Source organism: Streptomyces sp. NPDC026538 (assembly GCF_055567535.1).
In genome coordinates, this window is sequence record NZ_JBVHQG010000012.1 from 269,648 (window position 1) to 284,765 (window position 15,118).

The following is a 15,118-nucleotide window of genomic DNA, read 5'->3' on the forward strand; positions in this document are numbered from 1 at the left end:
GCTCAGGTCCGCCCGCGTGGGTTCTTGAGGCAGCCCAGCACCTCGTCGGTGGTCGCGACCGTGGCGACCAGCGCGAGGGTGTTGCGGACCATCGCGGGGGTGTACTCGGAGGGCACTCCCGCGATGGCGTCGGCCGGGACGACGGCCGTGTAGCCCCGGTTCACCGCGTCGAACACGGCGTTGGGGACGGCCACGTTGGCCGAGACCCCGGTGACGATCAGGGTGCGGCAGCCGAGGTTGCGCAGCAGCGGGTCGACGTCGGTCCCCTGGATCGGCGACAGGCCGTGCAGCCGCCGTACCACCAGGTCCTCCTCCGAGACCTCGATGGGGGGCGCCACGCGGACCGCCGCGGTGCCGGAGAGCTGCTGGACGGGCAGCCGCTCGGCGGCCCGGAACAGACGGGCGTTGCGGTTCGCGCCCCGGCCGTCGGGACGGCGTTCGGCGAGCGCGTGGATCACCTGGACGCCGGTGTCGTGCGCGGCGGCGACCAGCCGGGCGATGTTGGCGAGGGCGCCCGACGCCCGGGCCTCGTGGGCGAGTTCGGGCAGCGCGCTCTGCGGGCCGACCACGCCCTGCTGGCACTCCACGGTGAGCAGGACGGTGCTCACGGGATCGATGAGCTCCGCGAGCCGTTCGTACGACGGCATATGACGCCCCCTTCCGCCTTGGTGCGGGGCGGGCGAGACTAACCAGCATTGCGCGGGAACGGAAGAAGAGGGGCCGCATGACCGACACGCAGCGCCGGGGCCGGAAGATCATGATGACGCCCGGTGAGCTGGACGAGTTCCTCACCACACAGCGCACCTGCCGGGTGGCGACCGTGTCGGCGTCCGGCGCCCCGCATGTGAGCGCCCTGTGGTTCGCCTGGGACGGCAAGTCGCTGTGGCTGTACTCGGTGGTGCGCAGTCAGCGCTGGAAGGACCTGAGCCGCGACCCACGGGTGGCGGTCGTGGTCGACTCCGGTGAGGAGTACGACCAGTTGCGCGGCGTGGAGCTGAGAGGGACCGTCGAGTTCGTGGGCGAGGTGCCGCGCACCGGGGAGCTGGTGGCCGAACTCGACTACGTCGAGACGCTGTTCGCCCGCAAGAACTTCGGCCTGGACGAGATGCCGCACGACGGCCGGCACGCCTGGGCCCGGCTGACCCCGGTGAAGATCGCCTCCTGGGACTTCCGCAAGCTGGGGAGCTGAGGAACTTCGTGCCTACTCGGTGGCGACGGCCGCGGCGGACAGCAGGGTGCCCGCAGCCAGAGTGCCCCAGAGCGCGGCCGGGCCGCGCGCCGCGAGCGTGGTGATGACCGCCGGGGAGACCGCGAGGCCGAACCCGGTGGAGAGCTGGAAGCGGGCCAGGGCCCGGCCCAGGCCTTCGCGGAACGGCTGCCGGCGGAACCGGCCGCGGTGCGGGCCCGGTTGCGCGACACTCTCGAACAATGTGCCGAAGGGTTCTTCGACGCCGCCTTTACGGGTAGCGCGGTGCGGCTCGCCGCCGATCTGCGGCTGAAGAACGACGTGCTGAGACGCCAGGGCGTCGGCGCGGCGCTCGCCTCGGTCTCCGGGGCGGTCACCCTGGCACCGGACGGCGACTGCATCATCGTGGACAAGCTGCAGGACAAGTCGACCACGGCCCATGGCACCGGGGTCACCTTCATTCCGAGGGTCTTCGGCCGCCCGCATCTGGTGGCGGTCCACACCCCCGGCCGGCAGCCGGTGGTGCAGTACCCCGTGGCCGAGCCGGGCCCGACGGAGCCGGTGCCGCTGGAGACGGTCACCCTACGGCTGGAGGCACTCGCGCATCCGGTACGGCTGCGGCTGCTGCGCACGCTGGCCCGGGGCCCGCACACCACCCGCGAACTGGCCCACGCCTGGGACCTCTCGCCCCCCGAGGTCTCCCGTCACCTCGCCGTCCTGCGCCGCGCCGGCCTGCTCACGACCCGGCGCCACGGCCGGTACGTCCGCTACACGCTCAGCCTGCCCGACCTGACGGCACTGGGCACCGACCTGCCGGCGGCCGTACTGCGCTGAACGGCCGAGGTCCGCCCCCGGATGATCGGCCGACCCTCGGCGGGGGTGTGGTTCAGGAGATCGTCTCGGCGGCGCCCCGCAGGGCCTGTACCGCCGCCCGGATCGAGGGGCGGCGGTCGGCGTCGGCCCGCCAGACGACGTACACGTGGCGGCGCACCCGCTGCTTCAGCGGCACCGTCAGGATGCCCTCGGGCACCGGGTGGCGGCCCAGCAGCGGGGCGATGCACACCCCCAACCCGGCGGCCACCAGGTTGAGTTGGGTGTGGGTCTCGGCCGCGCGGTGCCCGATGAGCGGCTCGATGCCGCGGGAGCGGAGCGTGAACATCAGCCACTCGTGACAGAACTCGCCCTCGCCCCAGGTGATCCACTCGTCGTCGGTGAACTCCCCCAGGTCCACCTCGTCCCGCCCGGCCAGCCGGTGCCCGACCGGCAGGGCCACCTCGGCGGGGTCGTCCATCAGCGGCGCCTTGACCAGCCCGTCGGGCAGCGGCATCGGCTTGTTGTACCAGTCCAGGACGACGGCGAGGTCGAGGTCGCCGCGCACCACCCCGGCGACGCCGATCTCCGGTTCGAGTTCGCTGGAACGTACGCGCAGCGCCGGGTGCTCGGCGCGCAGGGCGGCCAGTGCGGTCGGGAACAGGCCGCGGGCGGCCGTCGGGAACGCCGCCACCCTGAGCTCGCCGACGACCTGACCGCGGTGCGCCTCCAGGTCGGACTCGGCCAGTTCCACCTGGGAGAGGATCCGGGTCGCGTGTTCGGCGAGCAGCCGTCCGGCGTCGGTGAGCCGCACCCCCCGGCCGTTCCTGGCGAGCAGTTGCTGGTCCACCTCCCGCTCCAGCTTGCCCATCTGCTGCGACACCGCCGACGTGGTGACATGCAGGGCCTCGGCGGCCCCGCTCACCGAGCCGTACCGGGCGAGGGCGTCAAGGGTGCGCAGGCGCTCCAGGTTCAACATGTAAGCGATCCTAAGAGGTGCCGACCGGGAAGCCGCAATTGTGCTACGACGTCGGCACCAGCACCACCTGCACCTGCACCTGCACCGCGACCTTGCCGCCGTGAGGGAGAGGCCCGCCTAGGCCTGGATGCGCCCCCTCGCCGGTGTGACCGCCGCCGCCACGGCCGACGCCAGCGGACCGGTCTCCTCGGGGGTCAGTGTCGAGACCGTGATCCGGATACCGGGCGGGGAGGCCAGGCGGTACACCGCCCCCGGGGACACCGCCCATCCTTCGTGCAGCAGACGGGACACCGCGCCCGTCTCGTCCGGGACCGGGACCCACACGTTCATGCCGCTGCGGCCGTGGGCCTCGATGCCGTGGTCCGCGAGCGCGTCGACGAGCAGCTCGCGGCGGGCCCGGTAGGCCGCCGCCACCTCCGGGCCGTGCACCGCGCCGTCCGCCCGCATCCGGACCACCGTGCGCTGGAGCAGGTGGCTCACCCAGCCCGGTCCCAGTCGCTGCCGGCCCCGCACCCGGTCGACGGTGACCTCGTCGCCGGTCATGACGGCCAGCCGCAGGTCCGGGCCGTAGGCCTTGGCGACCGAGCGGACGAAGGCCCAGTGCCTGGTGGTGCCCGCCAGAGGATGCAGCGGGAGGTCGACGATGCCGTGGCCGTGGTCGTCCTCGATCAGCAGGGTGTGCGGGTGGTCGCGCAGCACGGCGCGCAGCGCACGCGCGCGTGCGGCGCTCACCGCGGCGCCGGTGGGGTTGTGCGCCCGGGCGGTGACGATCAGGGCGTGCGCCCCGGACTCCAGTGCCCGGCGCAGGCTGTCGGCGCGCGGTCCGTCGTCGTCGACGGCCACCGGGACGGTGCGCAGCCCCAGCGCGGGGACGAGATCGAGGGTGCGGCCCCAGCCGGGGTCCTCGACGGCGACCGGGTCGCCCGGCCTGAGGTGTGCCAGCAGGACCCGTTCGACGGCGTCGAGGGAGCCGGAGGTGACGGTGAGCGGCCCGTCGGGCACTCCGTCGGCGGCGAGTTCGGCGCGCGAGATCCGCTCCAGCTCCGGCTCGACGGGGTCGGCGCCGTAGAGGACCGGCGCGCGGTGGCCCTCGTCGGCCGCCATCGCCGCCAGGGCCGGTGCGAGGGCGGGGAGCAGCGTGGGGTCGGGGTTGCCCGAGGACAGGTCGCGCACGCCGGCCGGGACGTCGACCCGGATCTGATCCCGCCCGGTGGTGGCCGGTTTGGACCGGACACGGCTGCCCCGCCGGCCGGCGGTCTCGATGACCCCGCGCTCACGCAGGGTGCGGTAGGCGGCCGCGACCGTATTGGGATTCACCCCGAGCCGGCTCGCCAACTCCCGCATCGGCGGCAGCAGTCGGCCCGGTTCCAGCTCGCCCGCACCCACCGCGCGTTCGACGCTGGCGGCGATCTCCGCTGCACCCCGGCCTTCGATCCGATATTCTCCTAGCACAAAGCAGATTATGCACTAGTGCAATGGAGATGCGCAATGGAGACCGCCGAGCCCGCCGTGCAGGGGACCGTACCGACGCAGCCCGCCGCCTACACCCCCTCCGACCGCACCGTCCCGACACGCTCCGCCGAGCGGGCGTCGTACGACAAGGACGTGGTGCACTCGATCCTCGACGAGGGGTACGTCTGCCACCTCGGCTTCGTGCGCGACGGCGCGCCGGTGGTGCTGCCGACGCTGTTCGCCCGGGTCGGCGAGGTGCTGTACCTGCACGGCTCGACGGGCTCGCGCCCGCTGCGGATGACCGGCCAGGCCGACCCCGGGCTCCCGGTGTGCGTGACGGTCACCCATGTCGACGGCCTGGTGCTGGCCCGCTCCGCCTTCCACCACTCGATCAACTACCGCTCGGTCGTGGTGCACGGCGTCGCCCACCAGGTCACCGACCCCGAGGAGAAGCGGCTCGCGCTGGACGCCCTGGTCGACCACGTGGTCCCGGGCCGCTCGGCCGACTCCCGCCCGGCGGACAAGAAGGAACTGGCCGCGACGGCGGTGATCCGCATGGACCTGACCGAGGTCTCGGCCAAGTCCCGCACGGGCGGCGCCCACGACGAGCCCGAGGACCTGGACCTGCCGTACTGGGCGGGCGTGGTGCCGCTGCGGAAGGGCTACGGCACTCCGATCGCCAACGGCGACCTGGCGGCGGACGTCCCGGTGCCGTCGTATGTGAAGCACGCCTGACGCACGTTCCGGCGAGGGCCGACGCGCCCCTTCCTCAGGGGCGCGGGGCCCCGGCGTGGCAAGCCCCCGCCGCACCCGCCGACGGGCGGGTCACCCCGCGGACGTCGGGGCGACCCGCCCCTCCACCGCGCTCCGGTCCACCACCGACTCCTTCGCCGGAGCCGACGACTGCGCGATGAACGCGCCCAGCAACACGACGGCCCCGCCCAGCATCTGCGGCGCCGCCAGCCGCTCCCCCAGCAGCACCCAGGCCAGCACGGTCGCCACGACCGCCTCGAGACAGGCCACCACGCCGGCGACCTGCGGAGACAGCCGTCGCACCGACACCACACCGGTGACGTAGGCGACGACCGTCGCGACCAGCACGATCCACACCAGCAGGGCGGCCGCCGGCACCGTCGCCCCGTTCATCCGCGCGGAGCCGGCCAGTACCGACCAGTCCATCGCCCACGGCCGCGCCACGACCGTCAGGGCCCCGGCCCCCACCAGCAGCCCGTACGCGATGACCCCCAGGGGATCCACGCCGTCTCCGCCACCGTGATCGGCGAGCACGAAGTACCCCACCTGGCAGCACGCCGCCGCCAGGGCCAGCGCCAGCCCCAGCGCGTCGAAACTCAGCCCCGCCCACACCTCCACGACACATGCGAGGCCGCCGGCCGCGAGGACGACACCGAGCGCGGCGGCACGGGTGACCGGCCGGCGCTGGACGAAGCGGACCCAGCCGAGCACCAGCGCGGGGGCGAGGTACTCCACGAGCAGCGCCACCCCCACGGGTATGCGGGAGATCGCGGCGAAGTAGCAGGCCTGGACACCCGCGACGGCGAGCAGGCCGAACCCGGCGAGCAGCGCGGGCCGGCGGCGCGGCAGGTCACGGTGGCGGACGGCGAGCGGCAGCATCACCAGGGCGGCACCCGCCACCCGCAGCCACACCACGTGCAGCGGGTCGAGCCCGGCCTCGATCAGCGGCTTGGCCGCGACGCCGGAGCCGCCGAAGGCGAGCGCCGATCCGAGGGCGAGGGTGAGCCCGAGGCCCCTGCCATGGCTGCTGTCAGTGATACGCACCGGCACATGATGCCAGCAGGCGACATGAGCGTCACGCCCTTTGACCCCTGTCTCAACGGCCGGACGTGCGGCTTTCCGCCTCGGCGTCCCACACTCCGCCGTCCCCGTCGACCCGCACGGCCAGGGCACGGGCGGGCACACCGGCCCGCTCCAGCACCTCCACGGCCCGGGACTCCGGGTCCACCACGAGGCCGGCCAGCAGATCGGTGCCGTCGGCCTGGTCCGCGGTGCGGCGCCGGGCGCGGCTGCGGGCGTACTCCAGGGCGGTCGCGGCCACCGGCGACCAGGCCCGGTCACCCTTCGCCCCGGCCTGCGGAACGGCCGGCAGCGCGCCGGAGTCCTCGATCCCGCTCTGCCAGCGCAGGCCGTAGCCGATGCTGCGCTGCACGAGGTAGCCGAGCAGCCTGGCGAGTTGCGGGGGGTCGCCGATGACGGCACGGACCTCGGGGTCGTACTCGATCAGCGAGTGCAGCAGATGTGCGGTGTCGACCTGCCGGTCCCCATCCCGTACCGCCCTCCGGCGGGCACCGGCGACCACCGCTGCCAGCTCGGCACCGAGCCCGGCATCGTCGTCCGCGTGGATGCCGCCCTGGTCCTGGTCGGGCTGGCGGGGAATACGGGGTTGCACATCCCCTACCTCATCAACCGCAAGCGCTTGAGTCATCGCCGGGGGGAAGCATCTTCGCGTCCCACGCAGAGTGGACGGCGACGGCCGGAATCTCCTCCTTACGGATGAGATCAGGCCGATTCCCCCGCAGGGGCGCGCACCGTCGTGCCGTGCGCCCCGTGCGCAACCGCCGCGCACCGGGCGCACGTCTCTCGTCGTCATGGAGAGCGGGTGCGGTTGCTGGCTGGTCGCGCTGCCTGCGGTCGACGGCAGGCAGTACGTGTACCGGGTGTACGCGCCCGAGAACGCGCTGCCCGCGGACTTGTTCTGGGACGCGTGGCACTGCCACGACGAAAGCGCGTTCCCACGGGCCTGGGACCTGTTCGACGCGGCGGAGATACGGCGGGTGGACTGAGTTCCGGGCGCGGCCGGGATCCGCACAATTCCTGACGGTTCATCAGTATTGAATGTTCACGGCCCTACGGCTACGTTCCGCGACACCGTAGCCCGACACGAAGGGGTGGTCGCATGGCCGAAGTCAGCGCGGAGGCACGCATCCAGGCACCGGCCGAGAAGGTGTGGGCGCAGCTCACCGACTGGCCGGCGTACGGGGAGTGGAACGCGACCCACACCAGCTTCCCCAAGGGCGGCCCGGAGAACCTGGCGGTGGGCGGCACCTTCCAGGAGAACATGAAGCTGATGGGCTTCCCGGCGGAGGTCGAGTGGACCATCGAGGAGCTGGAGCCGGCGCGGGTGCTGGCGATCCGCGGCAAGGGCCCGATGGCGGTGACCGTCGCGACCCGCTACACGCTGACCCCGGAGGGGGACGCCACCGGGGTGCGGATCGACGGCGAGTTCACGGGCGCGGCGGTGTCACTGATGGCGGGCAAGCTCAAGGACTCGGCGACGGCGGCCCTGAACGAGTCGCTGCGCAAGCTGGGCGGACTGGTGGCCTGACCCCCGCCCCGAGAGGACGCGAGGGCGCCCCGCGGATCACTCCACGGGGCGCCCTGTTCGCCGTGACCACGCGGGTCAGTCCTCGTCGGCGAGGATGAGGTACAGCTTCTTGCGGGTCTCGTTGATGACGGCCAGCGCCTTCTCGCGCTGCTCCTTGGTGCCGGTCTTCCAGACCTGCCCGAAGGCCTCCATCAGACCGAAGCCGGCCTGCCGGATCTCACCGAGTGCTTCGAAGTCGACCCCGCGGGAGGCCTCTTCCCAGGGGGCGTCCGGGCCCTCGTCGGCGGCCGTACGACCACTGTCGGTGAGGGAGAACAGCTTCTTGCCGCCCTCGCTCTCGCTGGTGATCAGGCCCTCGTCCTCCAGCAGCTGGAGGGTGGGGTAGACCGAGCCGGGGCTGGGCTTCCACGCACCACCGCTGCGCTCGGCGATCTCCTGGATCATCTCGTAGCCGTGCATCGGGCGATCCTTGAGCAGGGCCAGGATCGAGGCCCGGACGTCACCGCGCCGCGCCCTGCCCCTGGGACCTCCACGCCCTCGTGGCCCCCAGTGCCCCGGACCGAAGCCGGGCCCGCCGGGGCCGAAGCCGGGACCACCCGGACCGAAGGGCCCGAACGCCGCGCGGCGTCCCTGTCGCTGTCCATGTCCACGCTCGTGTCCGTGGGAACGCATGGCAATCACTCCATTCCATCGTTGATCTGTCGCGTATCGTTCGCGATACCTCAACGATATATCGGGAGTGTTCGGATGACAACCCTCTTCCGGCAACCCCTTCGGCCGCGAACTGCGGCGTTGCATGAACATGCGTTGTGATGCATACTCTTCCTATGTCCAAGGTCCTCACCTCCCTTCCCGCCGGCGAGCGCGTCGGCATCGCCTTCTCCGGCGGGCTCGACACCTCCGTCGCGGTCGCGTGGATGCGCGACAAGGGCGCCGTCCCGTGCACCTACACCGCCGACATCGGCCAGTACGACGAGCCCGACATCGCCTCGGTGCCCGGCCGCGCACACACCTACGGTGCCGAGATCGCGCGCCTGGTCGACTGCCGGGCCGCGCTGGTCGAGGAGGGCCTGGCCGCGCTGACCTGCGGCGCCTTCCACATCCGCTCGGGCGGGCGGGCGTACTTCAACACCACCCCGCTGGGCCGTGCCGTCACCGGCACCCTGCTGGTGCGGGCCATGCTGGAGGACGACGTCCAGATCTGGGGCGACGGCTCGACCTTCAAGGGCAACGACATCGAGCGGTTCTACCGGTACGGCCTGCTCGCCAACCCGCACCTGCGGATCTACAAGCCCTGGCTGGACGCGGACTTCGTCACCGAACTCGGCGGCCGCAAGGAGATGTCCGAGTGGCTGCTCGCACACGGGCTGCCGTACCGGGACAGCACCGAGAAGGCGTACTCCACGGACGCCAACATCTGGGGCGCCACGCACGAGGCGAAGACCCTGGAGCACCTGGACAACGGCATCGAGACCGTCGACCCGATCATGGGCGTGCGGTTCTGGGACCCCGCGGTCGAGATCCTCCCCGAGGACGTGACGATCGGCTTCGACCAGGGCCGTCCCGTGACGATCAACGGCAAGGAGTTCGGGACCGCCGTCGAGCTGGTCATGGAGGCCAACGCCATCGGCGGCCGGCACGGACTCGGCATGTCCGACCAGATCGAGAACCGGATCATCGAGGCCAAGAGCCGCGGGATCTACGAGGCGCCGGGCATGGCGCTGCTGCACGCCGCGTACGAGCGGCTGGTCAACGCGATCCACAACGAGGACACGGTCGCCCAGTACCACAACGAGGGGCGGCGGCTCGGCCGGCTGATGTACGAGGGCCGGTGGCTGGACCCGCAGGCGCTGATGATCCGCGAGTCGCTGCAGCGGTGGGTCGGCGCGGCCGTCACCGGTGAGGTGACGCTGCGGCTGCGGCGGGGCGAGGACTACTCGATCCTCGACACCACAGGGCCGGCGTTCAGCTACCACCCCGACAAGCTGTCGATGGAGCGCACCGAGGACGCGGCGTTCGGTCCGGTGGACCGGATCGGCCAGCTCACCATGCGCAACCTCGACATCGCCGACTCCCGCGCGAAGCTGGAGCAGTACGCGGGCCTCGGGCTGATCGGCTCCGCCAACCCCGCGATCGGTGCGGCGCAGGCCGCGGCGACGGGCCTGATCGGCACCATGCCGGAGGGCGGCGCCGAGGCGATCGCGTCCCGCGGGGAGGCCGCGGCCGACGCCGACGAACTCCTGGACCGGGCGGCCATGGAAATGGGCACGGACTGAGCGTGCCGCTCAGGAGGGCCGGCCCGGTGACGGGTCGGCCCTTCTCGTCACCGGGACATGGCCCGGGCATCGCGCCGTGCGAACCGACGGCGGCGGTCCGACGGCCGGTGCGGCGCCATCGTGGTCGCTCGCGCAGTTCCCCGCGCCCCTGACGGGACGCTGTTGGCCTCACCGCTGCGCCTGGATTCACGGCCCCTTCGGGTCGGCGGCCGGGGCCCACCCGGTGGAAATCGGGCCAGGGTTCCGGGATTGGCCTTGGGTGGGCGGGGTGCGGGAGCGCTAGCGTGCGGGGCATGCGGATCCGAATCGTCGATGCCTTTGCCGAGCGGCCGTTCGCCGGTAATCCCGCCGGTGTCGTGCTGCTCGACGCCTTTCCCGATGACGGGTGGATGCAGAACGTCGCCATGGAGGTGAACCACGCCGAGACCGCGTTCGCGCACCCCCTGCCCGAAGGCGGTGACTCCGACTGGGCGTTGCGGTGGTTCACGCCGGTCACCGAGGTGGCCATGTGCGGACACGCCACGCTGGCCACGGCCCATGTGCTGCACACCACCGGAGCGCACACCGGCCCCGTGCGGTTCGCCACCCGGAGCGGGGTGCTGATCGCGACGCCCGGCGCGGACGGGGCGATCACCCTCGACTTCCCCACCGCCCCGCTCACCCGCGTCGACGTCCCCGCCGGTGTCGCCGGCGCGCTCGGCGCCGAACCCGTCGCGGGCTTCGACACCGGCCCGGACGTCGGCGACCTGCTGCTCGAACTCGCCGACGAGAAGACCGTGCTCGGCCTCTCCCCCGACCTCAGGGCCCTCGGCGCCTACTCCACGCGCGGGATCATCGCCACCGCACGTGCCGAGGACGCGGCGAACGGGTACGACTACGTCTCCCGCTGTTTCTTCCCCAACGTCGGTATCGACGAGGACCCGGTGACCGGCAGCGCGCACACCGCCCTCGCCCCGCACTGGTCCGCCCGGCTCGGCAGGCCCGATCTGACCGGCCTCCAGGCCTCCCGACGTACCGGTTTCGTCCGCACCTCGCTGCGCGGCGACCGCACCCTGCTCACCGGCCGGGCCGTCACCGTGATCGACGGGGAACTGCTCACGCCGTAGGCAGCCAGCCCACCTTGCCCGCCAGCAGCGCATAGCCGACGAACGCGCCGATGTCGAGCAGGGAGTGCGCCACCACCAGGGGACCGACCCGGCCCCACCGCCGGTAGAGGTAGACGAAGACCACGCCCATCACCATGTTGCCGACGAAGCCGCCGATCCCCTGGTACAGGTGGTACGACCCGCGCAGTACGGAACTGGCCACCAGGGCCGTGCCCGCGCTCCACCCCAACTGGTCCAGCCGGCGCAGCAGATAGCCGACGACGACGACCTCTTCGAGGATCGCGTTCTGCATCGCGGAGAGGATCAGCACGGGGTACTTCCACCACACGTCCGGCAGCGCCTCGGGCACCACCGTGAGGTTGAAGCCGAGGCCGCGCGCGGCCAGGTAGAAGGCGATTCCGGTGCTGCCGATCACCGCCGCGATCCCCGCACCGCGCCCGAGGTCGGGCCAGGGGCGGGTGCGGTCGAAGCCGAGCGTGCGCAGGCTCGCGCCCTCGCGCAGGAGGAGGTGGGCGACCAGGAGGACGGGGACCAGCGCGCTCGCGATGCCGAACAGCTGCCAGGCGAGATCCAGCCAGGGGCGGCCCGGCGCGGCGGACGCGTTGAGGGTGGCCGCCTGGTCCTTGAGGCCGCCCGGTTTGGTGACCGATCCGACAAAGCTGATCAGGGCGGACACCCCACTCGCGCCGAGCGAAAGCCCCAGAACGAGCAGCGTCTCATCCCTGAACATGCGCTGCGAGGGCCGCTCCAGCGGGTAAGCACCGGCCACCTGATCCGCCTCCACCTGCACTCCTGCCTTCGGTTGAGCAAGACAGTGCGTGCCGGGTTGTCGGGGGACAGGGCAGGCACCACCGTCTGGGAGGTCACAGCTTGCCCGATCAACCCCGGTCGGGCACGGCCGACCCCCGTCCCCGGCCCGCCGCACAAACGGGTACGGCCTCTCCCGCCGGGGAGTCCCACCGGGTCACCGGCACCCTCCGCGCGGGCCCGGAAAATGTGGCCTCGGACCGTGAGCGGCCGAACTGCGGGCGATCGTGAAGCGCCCCGTGAGGGGCGCGGGGAACTGCGCGACCAGCCCGGACTGCGCCGAGCCCGGCACGCACCGCACAGCGCACCGCGCTCCCCCTCACCCCATCAGCAGCCGAAGCGCCCCATAAGGGGCGCGGGGAACTGCGCGACCAGCCCCGACGGCACCGCACCCGGCAACGCACCGCACCGCACCGCGCACCGCGCTCCCCCTCAGCCCATCAGCACCGGCTCCAATAACCCGACCGGCCAGGTGTGCACCGGCTCCCCCTGATTCATCAGCTCCGCATAGCGCCGCGTCATCGCGGCCAGCGCCTCGTCCCGCGGCAGCCCCCGCTCCACCGCCCGGTGGAACGTCGCCGCCTGCCAGGACGCCCCGTTCACCCGTCGCCGGCACCGCTCCTCGATCACGCCCAGGTAGAAGTCCCGGTCGGCGGCCTCCACCCCCCACCCGTCGAGCCCCGCCGCCGCCAGCGGCAGCAGTTCGTCGCGGACCAGGGTGACCGCGTCCACCTCGGCCGTACCGCCGCCGTACCGGCCCTTCCTCGGCCACACCAGCCGCGCGTCGATGCCGTGACGGCACGCCGCGTCGAAGTTCGCCTCGGCCGCGGCGAACGGCAGCCGGGTCCACACCGGCCGTGACTCCTCCGCGAGGGCGCGCACCAGGCCGTAGTAGAACGCCGCGTTGGCGATGACGTCGGTGATGGTCGGCCCGGCCGGCAGGACCCGGTTCTCGACGCGCAGGTGCGGGACACCGTCGGCGATGCCGTACACCGGCCGGTTCCAGCGGTACACCGTGCCGTTGTGCAGGACGAGTTCGGCGAGCTTCGGCACCCCGCCCGCGTCCAGCACGGCCAGCGGGTCCTCGTCGTCGCAGATCGGCAGCAACGCCGGGAAGAAACGCAGGTTCTCCTCGAAGAGTTCGTACGCGGAGCTGATCCAGCGCTCACCGAACCAGGTGCGCGGCCGTACGCCCTGCGCCTGGAGCTCGGGGGGCCGGGTGTCCGTGGCCTGGAGGAACAGCGGGGGCCGGGACTCCCGCCACAGTTCACGGCCGAAGAGGAAGGGGGAGTTCGCGCCCACGGCGATCTGCGCGGCGCACGCCGCCTGCGCCGCGTTCCACACGTCGGCGAAGCGGGCCGGGGTGACCTGGAGGTGCAGCTGCACGGAGGTGCAGGCGGCCTCCGGGACGATCGACTTCGACGTGCACCTGAGATGCTCGACGCCGTCGATGTCGAGCACGAAGTCCTCACCCCGGGCGGCCACGATCTGGTCGTTGAGCAGGGTGTACCGGTCGACCTCGGAGAGGTTCGCGGAGACCAGGTCGTCCCGCTCCAGCGTGGGCAGGATGCCGATCATCACGATCCCGGAGTCCACCTCGCCCGCCTTGCGGTCGGCGTACGCCAGCGAGGTCCGGAGTTCCTCGTCGAGCCGGTCGAATACCCGGCCGCCGAGGCGGTGTGGAGCTATGTTCACTTCCAGATTGAACATGGCGAGTTCTGTTTGGAAATCTCGGCTCGCGATGCGTTCCAGTACCTGTCCGTTCAACATTCTCGGCATGCCGTCCGCACCGGCGAGATTCAATTCGATCTCGACGCCCATGAGGTTCTTGGGGCGGTCGAACCGCTTCTCCACCAGCAGTCGCTCCAGCCCCGACAGGCAGTCGCGGAGCTTTTCACGGTAGCGCCGGCGATCGGACAGGTCGAACCGGCCCGCCACGACCTTCTCCCCCATCGAAGCGTCCCTCCTCGAATGGGCGGACCGAGGTTCCGGCCGCCGGTGGTCCCGGGTCAGGTGGGATGATGCCCACCGGAAGCGATCGATAACGTCGCGCGCGGCACCGGTAGCCGCTAGTCTGTTGGAATGTGTCCTCCGGCACATTCACGGGGCATGGGGCATCATGCAACTTCGGGTTCCCCGATGTCCTCGTGAAAAACGCCGACGACATTCGGCCGACCGCGAGAACCCCGTATTCCGAGGTCAGCGCGGTCATGGCAGGCCGGAAATCGGGAGGATTCCGTACGTATCAACGGCTGAATTGCGCCTTGTTCTGTTCTGTGGAACGACGCGGTGAAACACCGCCTGAACAGGCGTCGTATAAACTCCGCGAACAAGGCAGAAGGCTGGCGCCCACGGTCTGGTTCCTGCCCTCTGAATGACGTGCGGCAGACAACGCCCGCACCTCTCTTCACCGAGCCGGGCCCCCGCCTCTCTGACCCCCCTGTGAGCTGACAGCGCCGTCCGCCCCTGCCCTCGCGCCGCCGCGCCTGTCGAACGAGAGGCGACCCACCATGCCGCTGCACTTCCCTCCTGCCCCCGCGCCCGCCCTGCGTTCCGTCCTCACCGCCCTCGGTTCCCCCACTGCGGTCCGCGAGGCCCGTACCCCTTCCCTGCGCACCGCCCAGGGACCCGCAACCCCCGAACTCCCCCTGCCTGTGCACGTCATGGACCGCATCACCCCGGAGGGCGTGTCCGCCACCCGGCTGGCCGGCTGGCGCTTCCTGATCCGCTGCGGCGACCGCGCGGTGGCCGCGGCCGAGACGATGCTCACCCCGGACGGCTGGGCCTTCTCGCACTTCTTCGAGGGGCCCTACATCTCCTCCACCGAGCGGGCCCTGCACCAGGCCGAGGCCCTGCAACAGACCTACCAACCACGCCTGTTGTCGCTGCCCGGCCTCTACATGCTCAACCTGTGGCTGCACGGCGACCGCACGGCGGACGGCGCCGAGGGCCACCCGGCCGCCGACGACCTGCTCGTCCCGCTCGCCCCGGCCCCGCCCGGCATCGCCGCCCACCGGCCGCACCAGGTGGCCGAACTGCTCCCCGTGCTGACCCACCGGGTCACCACGGCACCCCTGCTGATCACACCCGCCTGAGACCGTCACCCGCCGTACCCCGTCACCCTTGTACGAGTGACGGGGT

At 72.1% G+C, this 15,118-nt stretch carries 15 protein-coding genes and 1 pseudogene; 8 read left to right on the forward strand and 8 right to left on the reverse strand.

Annotated elements, in window-relative coordinates:
* Positions 1–2: 2 nt before the first annotated feature.
* Positions 3–647, reverse strand: a complete 645-nt coding sequence (locus ACZ4N4_RS37985; protein WP_453563478.1) for a cysteine hydrolase family protein — start codon at positions 645–647, stop codon at positions 3–5.
* Positions 648–724: 77 nt separating this feature from the next.
* Here ACZ4N4_RS37985 and ACZ4N4_RS37990 point away from each other — a divergent pair, with 77 nt between their 5' ends.
* Both ACZ4N4_RS37990 and ACZ4N4_RS37995 read left to right on the forward strand, forming a co-directional pair.
* Positions 725–1,189, forward strand: coding sequence for a pyridoxamine 5'-phosphate oxidase family protein (locus ACZ4N4_RS37990; RefSeq protein ID WP_453563476.1), 465 nt, complete (start codon positions 725–727; stop codon positions 1,187–1,189).
* 81 nt (positions 1,190–1,270) lie between these two features.
* Positions 1,271–2,020, forward strand: a pseudogene (locus ACZ4N4_RS37995) (ArsR/SmtB family transcription factor); the annotation flags it as partial.
* A 52-nt stretch (positions 2,021–2,072) separates the two neighbouring features.
* Here ACZ4N4_RS37995 and ACZ4N4_RS38000 read toward each other — a convergent pair.
* Both ACZ4N4_RS38000 and ACZ4N4_RS38005 read right to left on the reverse strand, forming a co-directional pair.
* Complete coding sequence (locus tag ACZ4N4_RS38000; protein WP_453563473.1) at positions 2,073–2,975, reverse strand: LysR family transcriptional regulator; 903 nt, start codon at positions 2,973–2,975, stop codon at positions 2,073–2,075.
* Between the two features lie 117 nt (positions 2,976–3,092).
* A complete protein-coding gene (locus tag ACZ4N4_RS38005; RefSeq protein WP_467597537.1) occupies positions 3,093–4,427 on the reverse strand; it encodes an aminotransferase class I/II-fold pyridoxal phosphate-dependent enzyme in 1,335 nt (444 codons plus the stop codon).
* A gap of 36 nt (positions 4,428–4,463) precedes the next feature.
* Between ACZ4N4_RS38005 and ACZ4N4_RS38010 the strand changes: the two genes are divergently transcribed.
* On the forward strand, positions 4,464–5,162 hold the full coding sequence (locus ACZ4N4_RS38010) for a pyridoxamine 5'-phosphate oxidase family protein (protein ID WP_467597540.1): 699 nt from the start codon (positions 4,464–4,466) through the stop codon (positions 5,160–5,162).
* Positions 5,163–5,252: 90 nt separating this feature from the next.
* On the opposite strand, the gene ACZ4N4_RS38015 is transcribed toward ACZ4N4_RS38010, so the two are convergent.
* Complete coding sequence (locus ACZ4N4_RS38015; protein WP_467597646.1) at positions 5,253–6,218, reverse strand: EamA family transporter; 966 nt, start codon at positions 6,216–6,218, stop codon at positions 5,253–5,255.
* A 58-nt stretch (positions 6,219–6,276) separates the two neighbouring features.
* Positions 6,277–6,852 (reverse strand): hypothetical protein, encoded by a 576-nt coding sequence (locus tag ACZ4N4_RS38020; protein ID WP_467597543.1) that lies wholly within the window; start codon positions 6,850–6,852, stop codon positions 6,277–6,279.
* Positions 6,853–7,051: 199 nt separating this feature from the next.
* Here ACZ4N4_RS38020 and ACZ4N4_RS38025 point away from each other — a divergent pair, with 199 nt between their 5' ends.
* The gene (locus tag ACZ4N4_RS38025) at positions 7,052–7,246 is read left to right on the forward strand and encodes a hypothetical protein (RefSeq protein WP_467597546.1); all 195 of its coding nucleotides are present in this window, start codon (positions 7,052–7,054) and stop codon (positions 7,244–7,246) included.
* 113 nt (positions 7,247–7,359) lie between these two features.
* On the forward strand, positions 7,360–7,788 hold the full coding sequence (locus tag ACZ4N4_RS38030; protein ID WP_450763296.1) for a type II toxin-antitoxin system Rv0910 family toxin: 429 nt from the start codon (positions 7,360–7,362) through the stop codon (positions 7,786–7,788).
* A gap of 75 nt (positions 7,789–7,863) precedes the next feature.
* Here the strand turns inward: ACZ4N4_RS38030 and ACZ4N4_RS38035 are convergent, their stop codons facing one another.
* Complete coding sequence (locus ACZ4N4_RS38035; RefSeq protein WP_360493184.1) at positions 7,864–8,460, reverse strand: PadR family transcriptional regulator; 597 nt, start codon at positions 8,458–8,460, stop codon at positions 7,864–7,866.
* Positions 8,461–8,615: 155 nt separating this feature from the next.
* On the opposite strand from ACZ4N4_RS38035, the gene argG reads away from it, so the two are divergent.
* Positions 8,616–10,064 carry an argininosuccinate synthase gene (gene argG, locus ACZ4N4_RS38040; RefSeq protein ID WP_453563459.1) on the forward strand — a complete coding sequence of 483 codons (1,449 nt, stop codon included), beginning with the start codon at positions 8,616–8,618 and terminating at the stop codon, positions 10,062–10,064.
* A 293-nt stretch (positions 10,065–10,357) separates the two neighbouring features.
* Entirely contained in the window at positions 10,358–11,170 is an 813-nt protein-coding gene (locus ACZ4N4_RS38045; RefSeq protein ID WP_467597550.1) for a PhzF family phenazine biosynthesis protein, read from the forward strand.
* On the opposite strand, the gene ACZ4N4_RS38050 is transcribed toward ACZ4N4_RS38045, so the two are convergent.
* Both ACZ4N4_RS38050 and ACZ4N4_RS38055 read right to left on the reverse strand, forming a co-directional pair.
* On the reverse strand, positions 11,160–11,900 hold the full coding sequence (locus ACZ4N4_RS38050) for a CPBP family intramembrane glutamic endopeptidase (protein WP_467597649.1): 741 nt from the start codon (positions 11,898–11,900) through the stop codon (positions 11,160–11,162). The genes ACZ4N4_RS38045 and ACZ4N4_RS38050 overlap by 11 nt on opposite strands.
* Positions 11,901–12,409: 509 nt before the next feature.
* On the reverse strand, positions 12,410–13,930 hold the full coding sequence (locus ACZ4N4_RS38055) for a glutamate-cysteine ligase family protein (protein WP_467597553.1): 1,521 nt from the start codon (positions 13,928–13,930) through the stop codon (positions 12,410–12,412).
* Positions 13,931–14,487: 557 nt separating this feature from the next.
* Here ACZ4N4_RS38055 and ACZ4N4_RS38060 point away from each other — a divergent pair.
* Positions 14,488–15,072, forward strand: a complete 585-nt coding sequence (locus ACZ4N4_RS38060) for a hypothetical protein (RefSeq protein ID WP_467597555.1) — start codon at positions 14,488–14,490, stop codon at positions 15,070–15,072.
* The last annotated feature ends 46 nt before the right edge of the window (positions 15,073–15,118 follow it).